The following is a 22,113-nucleotide window of genomic DNA, read 5'->3' as shown; positions in this document are numbered from 1 at the left end:
AAACTTTAACCAGAATTTATTTACAAATCTAAAGATTTCCTGATTTTTTTACTGCAATTACCAACAGAAATCAAAAAAGTGGTATAATTTGTTAAACATAACAAGATGTATCCTCAAAATAGTGGTAAGTCACTCTAAGTTACTGATCGCAAATTTGCAAAAAGTCTCAAAACGGAGTGCGATCGCTGTATTTTGGATTGGATTTATAGTAATCATTGGCTGGTGTTTTGATATTGGATTCCTCAAAAGTGTGCTACCGGGTCTAGTGACCATGAAAGCAAACACTGCATTTTGCTTTCACACTTACTCAGTTCAGAATCAGGTAGCCATTGTGATTGAAGATAATGGCTTAGGTATTTCTGAAACGTCCATTGAGAAACTCTTTGATCCCTTCTTTACCACGAAACCGGTGGGTAAAGGCACCGGTTTGGGTTTAGCAATTAGCTATCAAATTATCACGGAAAAACACCAAGGAGAACTGACTTGTTTCTCCCAACCTGGAAAAGGGGCGAAATTTGAGATTACGTTGCCTCTGGTCGTTGAGAAATTGCATTCTTCCAAGCCCTTGGGATAAGATACAGCGCAAAGCGCTGTCATGGTTTTCCTAGAGTGACAGAAGAGGGATTAGGACATTTTCTATTGCCTTTTGCCTATCCTAACCAATTCCTTTTCTGCTCTCTCCCGTTCCCCACTAAGGTTTAATGGGTTTGAGCCAATGTTGGGCAAACTGGATCGCCTCTGCTTGGGTGCTGACCTTACCTTCAATTTGGGCGATCTGAATTTCGGTTAATAATTGACCGATTAACTTACCCTTGGATAGATTAAGGGATTCAATCAAGGTATTACCTGCGATCGGAGGTTGGGGATAAACGACAGGATCGTTGGGATTGAGGTAGCGATCGCACAACGGCGCGATCGCCTCCAGAGCCACCCCTCTCACCCGTGCTAAGAGCATCAGTGTCGGAAAAACGGAACGAATCGCTTGAAAGAAAAAATACTGGTCTCGCAAGTCCATCTGTTGCGGGTATAGAATATCCGGCAAGCGCTGCAAAACGGCGATCGCCGCTCGAATTTCAGCACGACTCAATTTCAAGGATTTTAGTTCTGCCTCAGCGTTTTGGACTTCTGGGGAGATAAACAGAATCAGTTTAGCTAAACTGATCCGATTGGTGGGTTGACTGGCGAGAATAGGCTGATTAAAGTATTCTCGTAATTGAGGCCAGCGATCGCTCAATTCCTCTGCCATCCAATCTACTTGATGGACTTGAGTCACCCGCTCTGCACAGCTATGGGGAAACCAACCCGTTAACACTCCATCTTTCCAAGCCTTTTCCAGTGCTTCACTTCCCGAGGGCAAATTCAGTAAATACCCTAACTCCATCCGTACCCGTTCGGCTGCCACCTGACGCAACTTTGGTGCTAACCGGATTAGAGTGTTTTGCGTTTCTCGGTCAAGGGTAAACCCCAATTGACTCGCTTGGCGATAGGCTCGTAGCAGCCTCAGGGGATCGTCAGCCAAATTTTTTGCCGATACCATACGGATGAGTTGGCGCTGTAAATCTTGACAGCCTTCCAATGGGTCAATTAAGGTCTGGGTAAACGGATTATAGGCGATCGCATTAACCGTAAAATCCCGCCGCTTTAAATCAAGATGTAGGGTTTCTCCCTCCTGTTGGGCAAAATCTGCTGTGGCATTTTCAAACACCACCCGCGCAATTTGCCGCCCGGCATCCAACACCACAAACCCCGCATCATAGAATTTAGCAATCTGACGCGCCGTTTCTACAGCCTTTTCCGGCAGCACAAAATCCAGATCCAGATAATCCCGTTGCCGTTTCAGCAGGCTATCGCGCACCGCTCCCCCCACTAAACAGGTTTCTTCGGGAAGCCATTCTAAATCAAAAGGCCAGGTTTCTGGACTAAGAGCTGCACCGGTTAAGTCAAGCATGGTGAATTACAATCTGAACACATTTGGGCAATCTCAAGAAGGAATAGGTTAGATTAGCAGAGGGATACCAATTCCAGGTAAGTTGCTTTCAGCCAATGGTTAAGCCCAAACCGATCGAGAATTGGTATGAGGGAAGGGGAGCGTACTTTATCCTTCTCTTTTTCTATATGTGATGTTTTAGCTTGATGTTGGCTTATGTGCATTTGTGTCAATTGCGAATATGTAGACCGTTGCCTTACCTATCATGCCGTGGAAGGTCAACACCAACAACCCCATCTGGCGGAAAATCCGGATTTTGAACCCATCAACCCTGAAATTAATGTCAATATCCGCCACCAGGGAGAGATCATTGAGATGGAATGGGATGTGGTTGGATGTGAGAGTTTTAAACAAGAACAGGGTAAATGGTCAAGGTTACGTCCTGGGGAGTTAATTCCCACATAGTTTAGAAACAGGGATGGGGAGATGCTCAAGACATGGCGAATTAGACAACCCTAAATTATTGCCCTGTTCTTCTAGACTAAGCATCAGAGCAATAGAAGTCTTAGTTTCCCGATCTCGCGTCAATCATTAGACTTCTTGTAGAAGGTGAGGGAATAGGGAATAGGGAATAGGGAATAGGGAATAGGGGTAAGAATACAGGATTACTCCATTGCTATTTATTTTCTGCTAATACTGATTTTTCAGGCATTTTCTTGAGTGATTGATTACAGATGTTTAACCAATGAGTATTCATCCTCAATTAACAACAGCAGAGGAATCATTATTGTTCTGGTTTAAATCCCACTAGGGGAACAAAATCATAGCCGAATCCGGTGAGATCGCCAGGTTGAACTTGTACTAACTGGAGGGCTTGATTGCGATCGCCCGATGGCAGAAACCGAATGGTTCCCGATGCACCATTGACCTGAAAATCTGGAGCCACAAGAGCCTTTTGGATGCTGGAACGACTCGGTTCTTCGCTAGAGATCGCCTCTAACAGCGCTTGAGCCGCATCATAGGCTAAGGCAGTGCGCCAATTCACCTGTGCGCTCCATAACTGGAGGCTGCTTTGGGCAAAAGCAGAGTTGGCATTGGCGACAAAATCCCAAGGGATAGCAACAACCATCCCCATTGCTTTTGCTCGTCCTGCTTTTAAGACTTCAGATCTGTATAAACTATCGCCTCCCAGGAGAGGTAATTTATGGTTATTAATAATGATCGCATCAAGAGCATCAGGGAATACCGTAGAATCCGAGGCAAGTAAAATCGCCTCAGCACCTTGAGCCATCACCTCTTCAATCGCCTGACTCGGATTAAACATGAAGCTGGCAAAGTCTATCTCGGTGACTACCTCACCGCCATCCGCAAATAGGGCGGTAGTAAAGCTATCTTTGAGGGATTGACTATAATTGCTGGTGGAGTTAAAAAATACAGCTACCTTTTGTTTTTGTAGATCTTGAAGCAAATAGCGCGCGAGAGTTGTTCCCGAAAAGAGATCGCTTGGAACAGTGCGGAAAACATAATTGCCTTTCCCCGACAACTCTACGGAAGTAGACGTAGGAGAAATCATGACCAATTGCCCATTTTCATATACAGAAGCAGCCGCCAGACTTACCCCACTACTATAGTGACCAATGACTGCCAAAATGCGATCGTCAGCTACCAATTTTTGGGCAATCTCAACAGCAGCATCTGGATTATTCGCATCGTCAGCAATTAAAATCTGTATGGGAGTTCCTTGAATTCCTCCCTGTTCATTCATCTCTTGTTGTGCTTGAGCTACACCGCGCAGTAACTCTTGGGCAGCATTAAGTTGGGTGGTAATGGGGACAGATACAGCCAGGGTATAGGCTGTTTGCCCAGCAATGCGGGCGTTGTTCAGATAGATCAGCGCTTCAGGATCGTTACGATTGAGGTTTAAAGAGTATTCTAAATTGGCGATCGCCTCTTCCCATTTTCCTTGCGCTATCTGAGCGACTGCACTCCGTTTCTGGAGGGTTGCCCCTTGTGTAATTAACAACCGCTCTCCAGTACTAAGCCGCTCCTCTACTTGAAAATCCACCATTTCCGGTGAAGGGGAACTGGCGACCTGTACCTCTGTCCGATTCAGAAACCACCATAAACCAAAACCGACTACGCCCAAACATACAATCAGGGCAACCACTAAGATTGGGGTATCATTCTTTTGAGTCATCTGTTCTCTCCAGAATTCAAAGCCATTAAAAATTAAAAATTAAAAATTAAAGATTAGGTCTGATTCCAACTCTAGCGCTACGCACTGAGAGTCCTCATCGATGATCGAAAGCAAGGATTATATCATTTCCCCATGAACATGCACTATAACTAAGCCATGCCTATGCTGTTATAGCAGAGAATAGGGAGAGTTAGGACATTTTCTATTGCTAGAGTCCCTCTTGCCTATTGCCTCAAACCATAACTTCACTGTCCTAATCAACTCTTTCACTGCTATATGTGCTGTTGGAAATGCGGTGATTGACTACCCAATTCTATCTAAACCTGAAGTTTATTTAGACGCTATTTCTGTATTCTAAGTCGTTCCTCAATTAACAAAAACAGGGGTAATAGACGAAATCCCCCTGTTTTTTTATAGGGTAATGGGCAGTAGGTAGTAGGCAATGGGATAACGCTATTGATCGATAGTTCAAGAGAAGGAAAAAACTGGGTTTTTCCTATTTCCTATTCCCTACTCCCTATTCCCTAGCGCGTAGCGCTCTACGCTTTAGCAGCAAAAATCTTTTCTAAGACCTCTTCCACCGCCTTATCGGGAGTGGAAGCACCAGAAGTAATACCAATTACAATCTCACCAGAAGGTAACCAATCGTCAGCAATGGAGATCGCCCCATCCAAGGGTTTATGTTCAATGCGATTATCGGCCAAAATGCGAGCGCCCCCATCAATATGATAGGAAGGAATGCCTCTGGCGATCGCAATTTCTTGTAAATGGGTCGTATTCGATGAATTAAAGCCACCAATGACCACCATCAAATCCATGGATTCTTCCACCAAGCCTAACATGGCATCCTGGCGCTCTTGGGTGGCATCACAAATCGTATTAAAACTATGAAAATGCTCCGTCAAGGTATCAGGGCCATACTTTTTCATCATGGTATGTTCAAACAACTTGCCAATCTGCTCCGTTTCACTTTTGAGCATGGTAGTTTGATTGGCAATTCCCACCGCAACTAAATCTCGGTCAGGATCGAACCCTTCCGAGCAAGCTCGACTAAACTTTTCTAAGAACTCCGTCTTATCTCCCCCATGAAGAATATAGTTACAGACATATTCTGCTTCTGCCATATTCAGGACAATTAAATAGGTTCCTGCAAAGGAACTTGTGGCTACAGTTTCCTCGTGCTTATATTTACCATGAATAATCGAAGTGTAGCTTTTCTTTTTGTGTCTTTCTACTGTATTCCAGACCTTAGATACCCAGGGGCAAGTGGTATCCACAATTTTACAGTCCTTGTCATAGAGCTGCTTCATTTCCTGCACGCTTGCGCCAAAAGCAGGTAAAATCACCACATCTCCTGAGTTCACCACCGAGAAATCTTTAGTATTTCCTTCAACCGGAACAAACTGCACATTCATCTTGCGCAAATGGTCATTAACATCTGGATTATGGATAATCTCATTGGTAATCCAGATCTCTTCCGTGGGGAAATGTTCGCGAGTTTCATAAGCCATGGCTACTGCTCGTTCCACTCCCCAACAAAATCCAAAGGACTCAGCCAATCGGATGGTTACCTTTCCCTGAGTGAGCGTATAGTTATTCTCGCGCAACTGTTGCACCAGGGGACTTTGATATGCCGTGTTCATTAACTCAGTCACTTCCTCTTTGTGACCGAACCCTTTGCGATGGTAATTGTCAGATTTTTTGAGCGTGCTAGAAAAGGCTTTAGTATCCATGGATTAATGAGTGTCTGTGAGTTAGGGATAGCCCTGGCGAGAGTCTAGGTAATGTTGGCTGAACATTTGCATAGCCGTACTCCAAATCAAATAGCCTTGATGATTCAGATGTAAGCCATCAGTAGTTAACTCAGCCCGCAGACTCCCTTGTGCAGTTGCAAACAGGGGATATAAATCAAGATAATATACTCCGTGGGACTGAGCTAGGGCCCAAAGGTGTTGATTCAGTTGGCGAATTCGTTCATTCGAGACCGATAAAAGACGTTCTTTCTGTTCCCAAGTCGCCTGTGGCCCTTGATGGGGCAAGATAGATTGGATGACCAGTTTTGTCTGGGGGTGATTCCATTTCAGGTCTTGAATAATTTGCTTATGGTTATCCAAGATTTCGCGATCGCTCACTCCCTTGAGCAAATCGTTAATGCCAATTAGAATAAAGATCGTTTTGGGGTTCGTGCCATCTAAAAGAGGTAAACGGCGATATAACCCCCCAGAAGTTTCCCCAGAAATCCCCTGGTTGAGCCAAGTTTGTCCACGAGGTAGCAAGGCTGGAGGAAACCATAAACTAATTGAGTCTCCCGCTAAAATGGATAAATTTTCCGGTTGTTGAGTCGCTGCAACTTGGGCTTCTCTAGCCAAGAGTTCCACCCATTCTTGATAGGTCAGGTGATGACTCTGAGGTTTATCGGGGGCTGGGGCTGGAGATGGGGATGAAGATGGGGTTGGAGCTGGGGTAACGCTCTGTTGGACACCCGTCTTCACTGAGACGATCTGGGCTTGAGCAGGAATACCTGAAGGATTATCTGTCGTTGGTAAGAGCGATCGCCCTTCGACCGAGTCCATCTCACGCTGCCCCTGGATCAGTAATAAAGCTAAGACCACATTGGCAGATAGAGATAATCCTACCCAAATGGGAATTTTTTTTCTACGGTTGAACACAACCCTACACCGATTCAACAGACTCAATTACCAATCCCATGATAGGATCGGACGCTCAACAAAACAAAGCCGCTAAGGATTAAAGATTTTCCTTAGCGGTTCTCATCAGAGGAAATAACTTAACCTTAAAACACTCTAGAACAATTAGTCTGAGCTACCTTTAGAACTAGCCGCCTTCATTGCATCTGCCATTCCTCCACTCCTTACCCCACTGGACTCTTTCAAGAATCCACTGTAAGCTTCCATGCCATGTTCAGCGATATCCAAGCCTTCAAACTCTTGTTCTGGATGGACGCGGATACCGACTGTTGCTTTGAGCGCTAACCAGAAGATGGTACTGAGCAACACCGTAAAGCCACCAATGGTTAGAATACCGATAATTTGGGCCATCAGTTGATTGGCTCCACCGCCATAAAATAGACCAGATTCCGTATTAAATAAGCCAACAGCTATAGTTCCCCAAGCCCCATTAACTAAGTGAACCGAAATCGCACCCACAGGGTCATCAATTTTGAGAACGGTATCGATGATGCCGACAGAATAGACAACGATCGCTCCAGCAATTAAGCCAATAATCACAGCTCCGAGATAAGACACTCCATCGCAACCCGCCGTAATCCCTACCAGACCAGCCAGAATACCATTGATGATCATCGATAGGTCAGGCTTACCATCTTTGAGCCAAGAAACAGCGGTAGCTGAAACCCCACCAGCAGCAGCAGCTAGGTTAGTCGTTACAGCAATATAGGGAACGAATTCATCAGCCGCCAGTTGGGAACCGGGGTTAAATCCAAACCAGCCAATCCAGAGGATGAGACATCCTAATGTGGCAATACTCATACTGTGGCCGGGAATCGCGCGGGCTTGGCCATCTTCATATTTACCCAGCCGAGGCCCTAAGATTGCCGCACCCATCAGAGCTGCCCAACCTCCAACAGAGTGAACGACGGTAGAACCAGCGAAATCAGAAAATCCCGTACCCAGGAAACCAATATCGCTTAACATACCGCCACCCCAAACCCAGTGACCTGAGATAGGATAGCTAATGCCCACAATCAGTAGGGAGAAGAGGACAAAGGCGATAAACTCAATCCGTTCTGCTACTGCTCCGGAAACAATCGTGGCAGCCGTTCCAGCAAAGGCAGCTTGGAAAAGGAAGAATACCGGAATGGGTAACCCTCCAGGGAATGGATCGAGTCCATAGGTTGCCGGATCGGTGCTGCTGAGGAACCAACCGCCACCACCGATGAAGCCATTACCCGAGCCAAACATCAGGGAAAAGCCAATAGCCCAAAAGCTGAGAGTTGCTAGGGCAAAAACAATCAGGTTTTTGGACAGGATGTTGACCGCGTTTTTCTGACGACAAAATCCAGTTTCTAACATACCAAACCCGGCATTCATGAAGATGACCAGGATGGCAGCAATTAAAATCCAAATGGCATTGAGGACTCCTTGGATATATTCTGGAGACCCGGGTTGGGCAGCTTCTTGAGCTTGGGCGGCTACTTCCCAAATCACCACAATGATTGCGGATAGGGGAATACAGGCAATCCAATTGAGAGTACTGCGACGACCCCATAACATGCGTAGGGCGCTCAGTTGGGGCCGTTGACTCCAGGGCTTATTGCCCAAGAGGTTTGGGAGTTTTTTCGGACTCCCTCCGATATCAAGGCGTTGAGTTTTCAATGATTGTCTTTCCATGAATTTCTTTATTGGAGAATCACCGCAAAAATTTGGAGATGCAGTTTACTCACTGAGTAGGTGACAATAGATAGGCTTCCAGCTTTTCGTAGAACCAATCTAATCAGGATGCTGTCAAACTCAATGCCGACTTTAAGGTTTACTTTAAGCTTGGCTACTCCTTGAATTGGTTCTGTGAATACGATAGATAGATTGCATCAATTTCGATGAGTTTATTCTGTATTCTAGGCTACTTTTTGAAGATTCTGTTGAAAAATTATATTACATACTTTCTAAGTAATCTGCATATCCCAGACGTTCTAATTGAGTTTGTTTATCAATTACCGATTGATTGAGTTGTTGGCGATAGGCTTGAACGGCTTGCAGTAACTGGGGTTGAGAAGTGGCTAAGATTTGAATGGCTAATAGTCCGGCATTCTGAGCGTTGCCGATCGCCACGGTCGCCACGGGAATTCCTCTGGGCATCTGTACAATGGAGTAGAGGGAGTCGAGTCCTTGTAGATGGCGAGAGGCTACAGGTACACCAATAACCGGTAAAGGCGTTAATGAAGCGACCATGCCCGGTAGATGGGCTGCCCCTCCAGCGCCAGCGATAATCACTTTAATGCCCCGTTCATGGGCTTTCTGGGCATAGGTGACCATCCGTTCGGGCGTGCGATGGGCAGAAACAATGGCTACTTCAGTTGGGATTTGAAAATCTTCGCAAACGGCGATCGCCACTTTCATAGTGGGCAGATCGGAATCACTGCCCATAATAATACCAACGAGAGGATCGGACATAAGCATCAGGTATTGAGATTCAGGATTTGATACGATGCAATATACCGCTTAACGGAGGTCAAAATGAGCATTTATTTGGGCATCGATATCGGAGCCAGTACGGTAAAACTGGGATTATGGGATTCGGAAAACGGGGTAATTGGCGATCGCCTAGACAACCCCAGTCGCGCTTCCGAAGGCCCGGATGCTACCGTAAACGTGATAAAAACCGCCGCCCAAGAGATCTTCAAAATCAATGACATTAATCCAAAAGATATTAAGGCGATCGGCGCATCTTGTCCCGCCCCCATCGACCCCTCAGGACTATGCGTTTATCCCACCAATATCGATCGCTCCTGGCAAGGCGTTAACGTCCAACAGAAAATCTCCGATAGCTTCAGCTTACCTGCACTCCTGCTCAACGATGGTGATGCTGCCGCCTACCGAGAATACACCGTGAGAGAAGCCCAAAATCAAGCCTCTTCCTCCATGGCTCAGTTTATTACCGGAACCGGATTAGGAGGAGCCTTAATCATCAACAGTAAAATCTTTTCTGGTCCTGGAGTCGGCGCAGAATTCGGCCATATTCTCACAGATACCAGCGACAACGCCGACCTTTGTGGATGTGGTGCGACAGGATGTGCCGAAACCAGAGCCTCCCTACTCGGTCTCAGAAACATGGTCAAACATCGACAAGCCAAAGGCAATGTCCCCAAAGCACTGCAAGGTGACCCCATGGAAGTGGCCAAAATACTCCGCGAACTCGGTCAAGACGAGAATCCCCTCCAAGATGTTACGGACATCTGGCATGAATATTTTACTAATCTGGGAAGAGCGGTCAGAAGCGTCATCAATACGGTCGGATGCGACCTGATTGTGATCTCCGGTGGAGCGCAGGAAAGACGGAAAAATGCATCCGATCAATCTTATGAACGATTTAAACAGGATGCTATTGGTTGGATTCGCCATGAAATTGACCATTCTTTCCCCCACTTGAAAAAGACGAGAGTCGAATGGTCAATTGATACCCTCCCCGACAGCGCAGCCTACGGTGCAGCCCAATACAGCGCTACCCACTGGTAATGGGTATAGCGCGAAGCGCTAGGGAATGGGAAATAGATGATCCTCGTAGGGTGCGTTAGCGACAGCGTAACGCACCAACCCTCTATCTATGGATTCGTTGCGTAAGTCCTAAATTAATATCAGTTTTTTGTTAACTTTTATTACAGTTTTCCGAATTTCGCATAAAATCGCCCCTCAAAATCTGAGTAATTTATAGGAGGGATAGTATTCATGTCCTCCTAATTCCATTCACTTAATGAAACAAAGGAGACATAAAAGTGATGACTCTCAAACCCCAAAACCCATTACCCCTGTTACTCCATACAGTTGCTACCATGGCTGGAGTAGCCTGTTATTTAACCATCCCATCGGCATCTGCGGCAACTCTCATCGATCTAGATTTTAATAGTGGCGTTGACAGTTTCGGGAACGCACAAGGAGATCTAGTTTTCAAAGGCTTACAGGGTTTTGAAGTAACCTTTACCGATGATAATTCATTCGGTTCTGTTGGAGGAGACGCTAACGGCGTACATATTACCAATCTAAATTATGGCAATCGAAAAGTTGGTAGTAGCGATCTCGTTTTGGGAGCATTCAATAGTTTTGTTTGGAATCATAATTACCATAGCAGTGGTATTGTCGCCCAGTTTAACCAAGGAGTGACTTCTGTCCAACTTGATGATACCGATGACGATCGCACTGTAAAAGCACTATTTGCCTTCAATCAAGCAGGGGATTTAATTGGACAAACTCCCTTTAGATCGGGATTTACAAACCCTACTCCTTTCTTCATTGATACCAGTATGACCGGTGGGGAATTGATTCATTCCATTGAATTTGATACTCAACCTGGAACAGCAGGAGGCTCTTTTGATGGTACAGTCTTCACCATTGATAACTTTTCAGTAACTGGCACACCCATAACGTCCCAATCTGTTCCCGAACCCTTCTCTATTTTAGGAACCAGTCTAGCCTTCGGCTTTGGACTTCTCCTGAGACGAAAAGCGTTGAAGGCTAATTAGATAGCGATCTATAGCAAATCGCTGGGGGTGTTTTGACCAAATCTGTAGGGGCGAACGGGCGTTCGCCCCTACAATTGTCTACAAGTGGCTATAACCCTCTGAGCAATGAATCCTAATCTAAATATTATTAACGCCCACCTTCCCGGATACCAAGATAAACAGAATATAGTCATTAAAGAAGGAAAGATTCAAGCCATCTTACCCACCCAAGACCAACAGAGTTCCGACCAACCCATTCTAGATGTGCAAGGCGACTGGATCTCCTTGGCCGGAATCGACTTACAGATCAATGGCGCATTGGGATTAGCCTTTCCCGAAATTACCCACGCAGATGAGACAAAACTCAATCAAATTTGTCAATTTTTATGGCAACAAGGCGTTAGCTATTTCTTGCCAACTCTAGTTACGACATCCATTGAAAATATCCACCGATCCTTAAAGGTTTTCTCCCAATTTTCACCCCCTAAAAATGCGGCTAAACCCTTGGGTGTTCATTTAGAAGGACCATGCTTAAACCAAGAAAAACGGGGCGCTCATCCTTGGGAATATCTGCTTCCCTTAACTCTAGAAAACATGAAACAGGTATTGGGAGACTATGCAGAAGTTGTAAAAGTCATCACCCTTGCGCCAGAACTCGATCCCACGGGTGAAGTGATTTCCTACTTAACCTCCTTGGGAATTACAGTCAGTCTCGGTCACTCCCAAGCTACCCTAAAGCAAGCGAAATTGGCCTTTGCACAGGGCGCAACTATGGTAACTCATGCGTTTAATGCCATGCCTAGTTTACACCATCGAGACCCCGGTTTATTGGGTGCTGCGTTAGTGAATTCTCAGGTGTATTGTGGGTTAATTGCTGATGGAATTCATGTGTGTCCGACGATGATTGATATTGTATTGCGGGCGAATTCTAAAAACATTTTCCTGGTTAGTGATGCTCTATCACCTCTAGGTTTGCCGGATGGGATTTATCCCTGGGATAATCGACAAATTGAAGTCAAACAGGGAACTGCACGGTTACTCGATGGTACGTTGTCGGGCACGACATTATCGTTATTTTCGGGAGTAGAAAATTTAGTGCGCTGGGGTGTTTGTGAGTTAGGTGAAGCTATTGAGTTGGCGACAGAAACCCCTAGGAAAGCATTGGGACTGTCTGGATTTTCTGCGGGGCAATCGGCTGATTTGTTGCGTTGGTCTTGGGATGAGGAAGAGCAGCAATTGACTTGGGAGAGGATAGATTAGAAACCCAATTTCTTGAAGAAACCGGGTTTCTGGCTCCCGACAACATATGGCTTACTGTTGGGAATCCCATCCCCACCAAGGACTGACCTCTATTCCTCCCCTTGGGGTAAAAACGACTCGGAAAGAATCAATCCCGCGATCGTTAAATTCAGAAGCTCGACTCATATCCGACAATGGGGTATTGTCCACCCAATCTTGAGCTTCATTGGAACTGGGAACATAACCGATAATTACGCCTTGAGAATCCACAAAAATGCGATAAGTTAGCCGTTGTTTAAATTGGGGATTGGTTTGCCAAGCTTGATCCAGTTGGGTATATACTTTTTGATTTAAATCCACTTGAGAGAGAGCCATAGATGGAGTATAGTCAAATGTTTTTACCGCACTCATGGCTTCTGGTTCTGGATGTTCCATTAGCACCCATTTAGTTAAATCCAAAACATAGTGACTCACCAAAGTAATCCGCTCATAAGACATAAAATAAAAATGCAGTTTATGGGGATTCTGGATATCTCGATGCATCACTAAGCCATTAATGCCGATATCCTTGCGATAATTCATGGCTAGATTGTATCCATCTAGCATGACACTAAATAAAGGACTCTTGTGGGGTGGATTTTGTTTCAACTGCTCGTAGTTATCGGTAAATGGGGGAGCAAAACCAATAGGAATATAGATTCCGAGATCGTACTGATCCGTGGAAACTTGGGGAATTTGATGCCAATCTACTCCACTGACGATAAATTTACGAAGTTTCCCGGATTGGCTCTTGAGAATTAATTCCAATTCTAATAATTCTTCATTGGCTAAAGGGGATTCAATCGTTGTAGCTGTAGCACTCTGTAAATGGGCAATCTGACTATAATCGGTTTTCCAGAGTTTATCCGGATTATAAATTCCTGGAGGAACAAAACTTTGAAACTTCGGATTGGCTTGCTGCAAGTCTTCCCAAGTTTCAAGAGTTTCTAGGGGTTGATTAACCACCATCAGTTTTGCCTTGCTGACTTGTTCATTGGTGGCTAGAATATTTTCATGCCTCAAATCTTGGGCATCAACCAGATAGCGACGTTTCGCCGTGCGTATGGCATCTAAATCAAAGGGCATTCCACTATAGAAATTAAATCCAGACCAAGGTTCCATGGATGGGGCATGATCCCAATAGGAAACGCCATTGAGTTCGCTGACTAGGCGAGAGTATGCTCCTTTGGGAAAATCAAAATAGCCTTGATAAATTTTGTTGTTTCCTTCTGGGGTTTCGGCAAAAACGGCTAATTCCCAATAGCCTGCACCTAAGCAATTATTGGTGACGGCAATAGAGATTTCTTCACTGGAGTAACCCATGAATCCGTCGGGTAGATAAATTTCTGGGGAGCCAGCAGAGAAAATAACCCGTTGTCGATTAAATTCCCGTTCCGTGAGAAACCATTGAGTTAAGGCTTGATTCCCACGAATGGAGGCAGGGATTTGGGGAATCATTAACCGCAGATCGACATTGTTTAAGAGAATAGGAGTAGCTTGTCCGTTTTGGCTGATTTCAAATTCGATATTATAGAGAGAATTTGGGGCACGATAAAAACTAATATTTTCGCCAACGAGGTCAGAGTCTTGAACGGATTCAGTCTGGAGAGGAATTTGAGTTAAGTTAAAATGACCATAACGGAGATAGACAAATCCGGCGATCGCACTTAAACTCAGTACACTAGCCGCCAACGCATAAGGAATTACCCCATGGGGTAAATTGGAGACATACTTAACGGTTTGAACGGGTTGAGTATTTTTGCTTTGAGGTGTTGGTAAAGTAGTCGTCACGATCGAATTCTCCGGATTGTCTAAACCTGTATCGGATAAATCAATCCTAGAAATTGCGATCGCTCATCCACTTCGATCCAATCGCCTAAATCAACCGACTCTCTAGTACCAATCTAATCTAGTCCTAAAGCACTATATCCCTTTCACATAAGTGCAGACCTAAGATCCTCGATTCTGTGAAAAAGTTCCCGTAAGATCGGGTATAGATTCACAGATTTGTGCAAGATGAGGACAGGGGGAAGCCATGGGACGTTTTTCTGGATGGAAATCTTATTCTAATCATCCATTTTATCTTTTGCTTTACTTAGAATGGATTTTGCTGGCAATTGCAGTATTAGCAACCTTTGCCCCCTCTCCCGATGCTATTCATTTTTCACCGCCTCCACGTCCCCAGGGTTTGGAAATACCTCCCCCGCATCCCCCCATGCCACCGAGTCGCCCAGGAAATCCCAGCCGGTTTATTCCCGGAATTCTCGCCAGTATTGGTAGTTTGGGATTAATGGGTTTGCGCTTACCTCAAGTCCATCACCCATGGATTTATCAGGTACTGTATACAACTTTAGGGTTTGGTTTGAGTTGCTTGGCAATTGCCTTTGGGGGGCGAGGGGCAACGTTTTTTTCCGCTCTCTTGCTGGTAGTTGTCATTCGAGGCTGTTTAATGTTTCCCTGGCGCGGACGGGTGATGGTGGCACTGGTAGCTTATGTTTCGTTTTTGGGGATGTTGATGGGAACGATTCTAAAACGGGTGGGATTTTTTCAGTATTTGTCCCGTAAGGTGGAGCAACCTGCCGATTTGATGCAGTTTTTGTCTCCCAGATCCCAAGGCTTTATTCTCCACTTAACCGTTAATTCAGCTCTTTTATTTGGATGGGTATTAGTGTTGGTTCTGTTGTTAGTAGGAGCGCTACTGAGTGAAAAAAAAAGCCGACAAGATTTAAAAGAAGCTCATCGGGAACTACGCCAATATGCCCTGTTGGTGGAAAATCAAGCGGCATTGCAAGAGAGAAATCGTATTGCTCGTGAGATTCATGATTCTGTTGGCCATTATTTAACCGCTCAGAGTATCCAGTTGGAGAATTCAGCGGTGTTTTTAGCTGAAGATCCCCCTAAGGCTCAGGGGTATTTAAAGGAAGCACAACGGTTAGGGAAAGAAGCACTTAAGGATGTGCGCCATTCGGTGTCTGCTCTGCGAACCGATCCGTTGAAGGGGAAGACGTTTGAAGCTGCTCTGATGGAGTTATTGCAAGAGGTGAAGCAGACGACGGGAATTCGCATTGAATGCAAGTTTAAGGTGAAGTCAGCGTTATCCCAAAAATGCTCGACAGCGCTGTATCGGGTGGTGCAGGAGGCTCTGACGAATGTGGCGCGTCATAGTGAGGCAACGCGGGTACAAGTGTATCTGATGGAAGCGAGTGGAATGGTGTGCTTGCGTTTGCAGGATAATGGACAAGGATTTGAGCGGAATCTCAATTCTACAGGGTTTGGGTTGCGAGGAATGCAAGACCGAATTCAGGCGATCGGTGGACGTTTTGAAATCAAGAGTGCGTCAGGGAAAGGGTGTCAAGTTGAGGCAGATATTCCGATCAATTAATGATATCAAATCTGGGTAATCAATTAAAGTATCGGTTAGGGTGTGCAGGATAGGGTTGTGTAATTTGAATGATGCCGCTTATCCTCCTGCCCACCCTTAAAAATAGATCCGATCTAAATATGAGATACACCCGGTATGGCATTGTTCTGTGGAGATCTACACTTCTACACTCTATTGGCAATGACGGCAAATTCTCTCGATTGTCGATCGTAAGGGGTTCCCGCAACGTCGGAATAGATCTCTTTAATTGCAAAACCAGCATTAACCAACTCAGGCTCAAGCTCTTCAGGCGTAAAATATTGCAACCAGTTGTACACATATCTGGTTCGCTCTGACTCAATAATTGTGTACTTGTCCAGCACTACCTTCTCTTGATTGTATTTGAAGGTATTTAGAAAGCCGTAATACTTGTGAGGTGACCAGAAACTGTTGAGTTGGTTCACCTCATATGTTGCCGTTTCTTCCCTTTGTTCAAATGCAGCCAGGGAATAAACATCAAGTAGGACTGAACCGCTCGGTTTTAAAATCTTATGGAATAGGTCTAGTATTTTTTTTCTTTGTGTTGGACTAAGGGCGCAGAAATCACACATAATCATCAGCACGAGGTCGAATCGTTCTTCTGTGTCAAAATCCAGGTAGTTCTGATTTACATAGCTGATATTTAATTGTTCGCGGGCTGCAATTTCCTTTGCGTACTCGATGGATCTCTTCGAGAAATCGATGCCGGTTACAGATGCGTCGCGTTTCGCCAAACGGCTTGCATACAGTCCAGGACCACAGCCAAAATCAGCTAAATAAGTTTCACTGCCGATGTTGAATTCAGATAGGATCCATTCCACCGATCGATTTATGAATTCAACTTTTCTCGAAGAAACATCAATGGCTGGATTAAGATGAAAGGAGAGCATGTGCTTTGATGTATGTTCATCAGTCCAGAGATCGCTTGCGGTGTAAAATTGGAATGGTTCGGGACGTTCGTTAATTTTTTCTAATTCGTCAAACATTTTCACTCCATATTTATTCCACTCTTAGTTAATCTCATAACCGTAACCTTGCTCGGTTAAAAATAACTGTTGGTGACGGGCAAAATCTTCTTCACAAGTCCTTAAGGAAACCAAAGTGTAAAATCTCGCTGTTCTCCTATCTGATTTAGGACGTAAAATTCGCCCTAAGCGCTGGGCTTCCTCCTGTCGAGAACCATATTTACCAGAAACCTGAATATCGTAACCTAAGTTAGGGACAAGAAAAAGGATGGATATTCATTAATTAATAATTAAGAATTGTTGAAATATTTTGTCAGATATCTTTTCATATAGGTTTCAACCACTAATCCCAAAGCAATTTGGGATGAGATTAGGACTTACACAACGACTCCATAGAGGATTGGTGCGTTAAAGCTTGGAACAACACCTACCGATAGAGTTAATGGGTAAGTCCTGACTCATTAAGAAATGCTATACCACTGCCCTAAAAGATGACAGCATACATTAGGCCAGCTATGACAGAGCCAATAAAGGCAAAGCTCAGATAGGCCAAAAAGACGGGACGACGGGCGAGGGCGAACACAGCAATCATTGCGGGGATGCTGGTTGCACCACCAGCTAACAGAAAGGCCATGCCAGCTCCTGGTGCCATCCCCTGTTGAATGAGTCCGCCAATCAGGGGCAAGGCAGCAAAACCATTGAGATAGAGTGGAATGCCTACGAGTGCAGCGCCGACAATCGAGAGAAAACTGGCATCGCCAACTAGGGTCTCAATCCAAGCATTGGGAATGTAAACGAGCATCAGGCTCTCAATCATGAAGGCTAAAGCAAGCCATTTTCCTAAGAACCAGGCGTTTTTACCGGCACTGTGCCAAAATTTTTGTCGTCGCTCGACTTGCTGCCAGAATTTCCAGACGATGGGCTTGGGTTTGCGGACTCGACTGCCCCCACAGCCTCCATTGCCCACTCCTTCACGTAGGGGTTGGGTAAAGGATCTGACGGCAATACCGGAACGGATCAGGGCTAATGTGCCAAAACCACCTAATAATCCGATACCAATGGTTGCGACTGTTTTGGCGATCGCAAACTGTAGACCTAGTGTCCCCACCGTCAGCACAAACATAGACGGGTCCATCAAGGGAGATGAAAGCCAGAATGCCATCACCGCAGCGACAGGTACACCCATGGTGAGTAAGGCGGCAATGAGGGGGATAACGCCACAGGAACAAAAAGGTGAAAAGGCTCCAAATACAGAAGCGACAACCACCATTACTGAGATTCGACCTTGAAAGGCTCTGGAGATCAGGTTATCTGCACCGCTTGCTTGGGTATACGCGGCAATTCCAATGGATAGGAATAAAAAAGGGGCGACACTCGAAAGACTGTTGAGTGTGAAGGCTAGGGTATCAGAGACTTGGGAGCGTTCGATGAGGGCGAGCAGGAAAAGGATGAGGGCGATCGCCAATACCACCCGATCGAGTTTCAGAACGCTACGATTCAATCTTGTCAGTACATTAGTTGCCATGAGACTTAATTCCTTTGATATTTAGGCAAACATCGAAATAAGAAAACAAAAATTTTTATATGAAATGCCAAAAACGATGCTACAGCTCAATCCCCGTGTGTGGAGGGTCAATCATCTGTAGCAAACTTCTAGGGAGTTCATATCACCCCTTGCTCTCAAGCCTCTGCATCTTCTGATTCACGAGTTGGTGCAACGTTCATTTCATCCAATGAAATGACTTGATTGCGCGTGCAACACTCCTCAAAGAGGAAGTCAATCAGAGATTTGAGAGTTTGGGATCGAACACTGTACCAGATCCACTGACGCTCTTTTTCTGCGGTCACAATACCCACCTGTCGTAACTTGTCCAGATGGTGGGACAAGGTGGGCGCAGAAATCCCCAGTTCCTTCTGAATCTCTCCAGCCGGTAACCCCTTTGGATTAGCGGACAGCAGTAAGCGGACAATTTTTAAACGTGAAGATTGTCCTAGAGCAGCAAAGACCCTTGAAATGTCGTCAAGAGATAGGTCAGTGATTTTAGTCGATTCCATATTTCTATAATAATCGAAACTGAAGGGATGTCAAGTGGTATTCTGTTCAATATCCAGGGAATGGCCGAAGAAGAAACCTTAGTTCATCTTCACGGGTAAGGCGATCGCCCATTCTGTACCTTCCCATTCCGTAGAAGAATACTCAAGGGTTCCTAGATGTTGCTCAGTAATAATTTGATAGGCAATAGAGAGTCCTAAGCCTGTCCCTTGCCCCACATCCTTGGTCGTAAAAAATGGATCAAATAATCGAGATTTTATGGACTCTTTAATCCCAATCCCATTATCAGTAATGCTGATTTTCACCAAGCCAGCTTCGACAAGTTGCGTTATTATGCTGATTTGACCAGTATAGGATTGAACGTCATCTAGGGATAGAGTGCGATCGCGCTCTTCAATAGCATCTATGGCATTCATCATTAAATTCATAAACACCTGATTTAACTGATCGGGATAACATTCCACCAAGGGTAAGTCAGCATACTCTTTTTTAATTTGAATCTCTGGACGATGTTGATCCCCTTGTAATCTAGATTGTAGTAACGTTAAACTACTCTCCAATCCCTGATGAATATCCACCGCTTTAATCCCCACCTGATCCATATGAGAAAAAATCCGCAAAGAAGAAACAATAGAATCAATACGATTCGCTCCCTGCTTCATGGACTCTAAAATTTTCGGTAGATCTTCCATTAAAAATTCAAAATCAATCTCTTCTATCGTTTCCGCTACTTGTGGTTGAGGATGAGGATAGCTTTCCTGATAAGCCTCAATCAGACCCATTAAATCTTGTATATAAGTTTCTGCATAGCCTAAATTCCCATAGATAAAACTAATCGGATTATTAACTTCATGGGCAATTCCTGCCACTAACTGTCCTAAACTAGACATCTTCTCAGTTTGGATAAGTTGAGATTGAGTCTGGCGTAATTCTGCCAACGTTTTTTCGAGTTCTTCTGTTTTACGTCTTAGTTGATATTCGGATTCTCGCAAATCAGATTCCGCTTTCTTACGAGCAGTTATGTTTTCTTGAATCCCTAAAAAATGAGTCATTTTCCGATCGGCATTGAACATAGGAGAAATGGTCGCATGTGCCCAATATAGAGAACCATCTTTGCGTCGGTTATGAAACTCCCCTCGCCATTCATTTCCTGATTTAATCGTCTTCCATAATTCTTTATAATATGCCTTGCTTTGCGCTCCAGAATTCAAAATTCGTGGCGTTTTTCCTTTTACTTCTTGTAAACTATACCCGGTCATTTGAGTAAACTGGGAATTAACATATTCAATTTTCCCTTTTAAATCCGTAATAATAATACCATTGGCACTTTGTTCTACAGCTTGCGAAAGTTGACGCACTTGCTCTTCCGCTTTTCGGCGAGGTGTAATATCTAAACTATACTCAATCATTTGTACCAAGTTTCCGCGATCGTCCAAAATAGGATAGGCATGGACTTCTACAATCATTGGATTTCCTTGGGCATCAAAATGAGTATGTTCTACCACTGTAGGCTGTTTTGTTTTTCGCAAAATTTCTAACGGGCAGGGATGAAAATCCTCGATATTATCCCCACAAATACTATTTCGCTTATGAGTCAAAGAATAGCACTGAGTGTTCTTGATTTTGCCCAATTTTTGAGCAGCAGTATTGGCAGTAATGATTTTATAAGTGGCTACATCAATCACATAAAAAGCATCAGCCAGAGAGTTGATAACATTATTCAAAAAACGATTTTGTTGCTCAATTTTTATTTCTGCATCTCGGTGTTTAGTTTTAGCATCTGTTAACCCTATCGAAAGAATTAAAACGATCGCCGTTAATCCGAGAAACGGTAGAGTAATTTTTTTGCGAATGGGAAGTAGAATTTCCTGGATCTCCTCCGGGGATACATAGGACACCACTTTCCAATAATACTCGGATGCACCGATCTCTAAATCACTGGCAGTAAAGGCATCTGGAGCGCCTGTACTAGATTTCTGTCCCTCACCTAAGGGATAGATAGTGACAAACGTAAACAAGCCATTTTTAGTATAAAATTGACCTTTATGTTCCTGACTAATGCGTTGCCATTCCTGGGGAAACTGCTTCGCGAACGTTTGCGGGAGTTCAGTGGGGCGATCGCTATACATAAACCCCCATAACTGCAATTCTGAAACTCCGGTGAACCAAAATCCTTCTGCATTTAATAACATTAGATTGCCTGGAGCATGAAGCGCTTTCTTTTTTAGCTCAGTTAATAATTTATTGCCTAGATAATTCATCAACATCACGCCTCGTTTCTGCCTCTGTTCATCGAATACAGGCATCCCAAATCGAATCATCGGCTTTAAGGGTTGTTCAATCTTGCCTTGTTCCATGTTCAAATCAAAGGGAGACACAAAAATTTCTCCCGCTGAAAGTACCCAGGTATCTTGAAAGTAATAGCGATTTACTTTATTTTGTAGTTTCTCCACTGGCACAACCGAGGGCTGACCTTTATTAAAATTAACCCGAACAATTTCGAGTCCAGTTTGATCTAAAAACCGAATTTGATCGTAGAGGTGTTTATGGACAGAAAAGTGAAATAATTCATCAGATAGAGCCTTCCGTTGCTCAACCGTAGGTTCAACTAGATAATTTCGCAGTTCATTCAGTTCAGCTAAAAATTTTAAATCAGATACAATTAACTGAAATTCTCTGGAAATTTGATCCGTTTGTCCTTCAAGACTGTTGGTTACTTGGATTTGTAATAGGGTTTTCGCTTGGTTGATCTCTTGAGTATAGATAAAACCAGCAACGGCAGTGATAGGGGCGATCAAGATAAAAAAAATGATCAGTAATCGGTATGCTTTTTTAGATTGAATCAAAGAGATGAATTGAGTCATAGTATATTTTTTTTGCTTTAGATCATTCTACACGCTGGTAATGGGTAATCGGTAACGCCAGTTTTGGATAGGCTAGAATCGGCATTCTATCCTGATATAGCGCTTCGCGCTAGGGAATAGGGAATAGCTTGTATTGCTTTGAGTTTAAGGCTTCAAGCTATACTCCTCCAGAAGAGAGCATCCTTATATCACATCCTTAAATGTTTGCTACGCTGTAGGGGGGGGGGGGGGGGGGGG

At 44.4% G+C, this 22,113-nt stretch carries 16 protein-coding genes and 2 pseudogenes; 6 read left to right on the top strand and 12 right to left on the bottom strand.

Annotated features, from left to right (window positions below; genetic code table 11):
* Positions 1–298 precede the first annotated feature (298 nt).
* Positions 299–574: pseudogene (locus PN466_RS26475) on the top strand (sensor histidine kinase); the annotation flags it as partial.
* Positions 575–691: 117 nt separating this feature from the next.
* Here the strand turns inward: PN466_RS26475 and PN466_RS19010 are convergent.
* On the bottom strand, positions 692–1,948 hold the full coding sequence (locus PN466_RS19010; protein ID WP_271942454.1) for a CCA tRNA nucleotidyltransferase: 1,257 nt from the start codon (positions 1,946–1,948) through the stop codon (positions 692–694).
* A gap of 195 nt (positions 1,949–2,143) precedes the next feature.
* Here PN466_RS19010 and PN466_RS19005 point away from each other — a divergent pair, with 195 nt between their 5' ends.
* Positions 2,144–2,392 (top strand): Ycf34 family protein, encoded by a 249-nt coding sequence (locus PN466_RS19005; protein WP_271942451.1) that lies wholly within the window; start codon positions 2,144–2,146, stop codon positions 2,390–2,392.
* Positions 2,393–2,711: 319 nt separating this feature from the next.
* Here PN466_RS19005 and PN466_RS19000 read toward each other — a convergent pair whose 3' ends face one another.
* The 5 genes from PN466_RS19000 to purE all read right to left on the bottom strand — a co-directional run bounded on the left by PN466_RS19000 (position 2,712) and on the right by purE (position 9,274).
* Entirely contained in the window at positions 2,712–4,124 is a 1,413-nt protein-coding gene (locus tag PN466_RS19000) for an ABC transporter substrate-binding protein (protein ID WP_271942448.1), read from the bottom strand.
* Between the two features lie 539 nt (positions 4,125–4,663).
* Positions 4,664–5,857, bottom strand: a complete 1,194-nt coding sequence (locus tag PN466_RS18995; protein WP_271942446.1) for a 4-hydroxy-3-methylbut-2-enyl diphosphate reductase — start codon at positions 5,855–5,857, stop codon at positions 4,664–4,666.
* A gap of 21 nt (positions 5,858–5,878) precedes the next feature.
* Complete coding sequence (locus PN466_RS18990) at positions 5,879–6,793, bottom strand: GDSL-type esterase/lipase family protein (protein WP_271942444.1); 915 nt, start codon at positions 6,791–6,793, stop codon at positions 5,879–5,881.
* A gap of 144 nt (positions 6,794–6,937) precedes the next feature.
* Positions 6,938–8,377 carry an ammonium transporter gene (locus PN466_RS18985; protein ID WP_271942507.1) on the bottom strand — a complete coding sequence of 480 codons (1,440 nt, stop codon included), beginning with the start codon at positions 8,375–8,377 and terminating at the stop codon, positions 6,938–6,940.
* Positions 8,378–8,755: 378 nt separating this feature from the next.
* A complete protein-coding gene (purE, locus tag PN466_RS18980; protein WP_271942441.1) occupies positions 8,756–9,274 on the bottom strand; it encodes a 5-(carboxyamino)imidazole ribonucleotide mutase in 519 nt (172 codons plus the stop codon).
* Positions 9,275–9,337: 63 nt separating this feature from the next.
* On the opposite strand from purE, the gene PN466_RS18975 reads away from it, so the two are divergent.
* The 3 genes from PN466_RS18975 (at position 9,338) to nagA (ending at position 12,576) form a co-directional block, all read left to right on the top strand.
* Positions 9,338–10,336, top strand: coding sequence for an ROK family protein (locus PN466_RS18975; RefSeq protein WP_271942437.1), 999 nt, complete (start codon positions 9,338–9,340; stop codon positions 10,334–10,336).
* A gap of 260 nt (positions 10,337–10,596) precedes the next feature.
* Positions 10,597–11,337 (top strand): PEP-CTERM sorting domain-containing protein, encoded by a 741-nt coding sequence (locus PN466_RS18970; RefSeq protein WP_271942434.1) that lies wholly within the window; start codon positions 10,597–10,599, stop codon positions 11,335–11,337.
* A 105-nt stretch (positions 11,338–11,442) separates the two neighbouring features.
* Positions 11,443–12,576 carry an N-acetylglucosamine-6-phosphate deacetylase gene (gene nagA / locus PN466_RS18965; protein WP_271942431.1) on the top strand — a complete coding sequence of 378 codons (1,134 nt, stop codon included), beginning with the start codon at positions 11,443–11,445 and terminating at the stop codon, positions 12,574–12,576.
* Between the two features lie 51 nt (positions 12,577–12,627).
* Here the strand turns inward: nagA and PN466_RS18960 are convergent, their stop codons facing one another.
* Entirely contained in the window at positions 12,628–14,385 is a 1,758-nt protein-coding gene (locus tag PN466_RS18960) for a hypothetical protein (RefSeq protein ID WP_271942428.1), read from the bottom strand.
* Between the two features lie 244 nt (positions 14,386–14,629).
* On the opposite strand from PN466_RS18960, the gene PN466_RS18955 reads away from it, so the two are divergent.
* Positions 14,630–15,976 (top strand): sensor histidine kinase, encoded by a 1,347-nt coding sequence (locus tag PN466_RS18955; protein ID WP_271942427.1) that lies wholly within the window; start codon positions 14,630–14,632, stop codon positions 15,974–15,976.
* Between the two features lie 164 nt (positions 15,977–16,140).
* Here the strand turns inward: PN466_RS18955 and PN466_RS18950 are convergent, their stop codons facing one another.
* From PN466_RS18950 to PN466_RS18930, 5 genes and pseudogenes are all read right to left on the bottom strand, one after another.
* Positions 16,141–16,980, bottom strand: a complete 840-nt coding sequence (locus PN466_RS18950; protein ID WP_271942424.1) for a class I SAM-dependent methyltransferase — start codon at positions 16,978–16,980, stop codon at positions 16,141–16,143.
* A gap of 24 nt (positions 16,981–17,004) precedes the next feature.
* Positions 17,005–17,199, bottom strand: a pseudogene (locus PN466_RS26470) (DNA repair helicase XPB); the annotation flags it as partial.
* 244 nt (positions 17,200–17,443) lie between these two features.
* The gene (locus PN466_RS18940) at positions 17,444–18,484 is read right to left on the bottom strand and encodes a permease (protein ID WP_271942421.1); all 1,041 of its coding nucleotides are present in this window, start codon (positions 18,482–18,484) and stop codon (positions 17,444–17,446) included.
* Positions 18,485–18,639: 155 nt separating this feature from the next.
* Positions 18,640–19,014 (bottom strand): ArsR/SmtB family transcription factor, encoded by a 375-nt coding sequence (locus tag PN466_RS18935; protein WP_271942418.1) that lies wholly within the window; start codon positions 19,012–19,014, stop codon positions 18,640–18,642.
* A gap of 78 nt (positions 19,015–19,092) precedes the next feature.
* A complete protein-coding gene (locus PN466_RS18930; protein ID WP_271942415.1) occupies positions 19,093–21,876 on the bottom strand; it encodes a PAS domain S-box protein in 2,784 nt (927 codons plus the stop codon).
* Positions 21,877–22,113: the final 237 nt, after the last annotated feature.

It is taken from the genome of Roseofilum reptotaenium CS-1145 (assembly GCF_028330985.1).
Classification (GTDB): domain Bacteria; phylum Cyanobacteriota; class Cyanobacteriia; order Cyanobacteriales; family Desertifilaceae; genus Roseofilum; species Roseofilum reptotaenium.
Note: the sequence above shows the minus strand (reverse complement) of the source record. Positions and strands in the feature narration are given on the sequence as shown.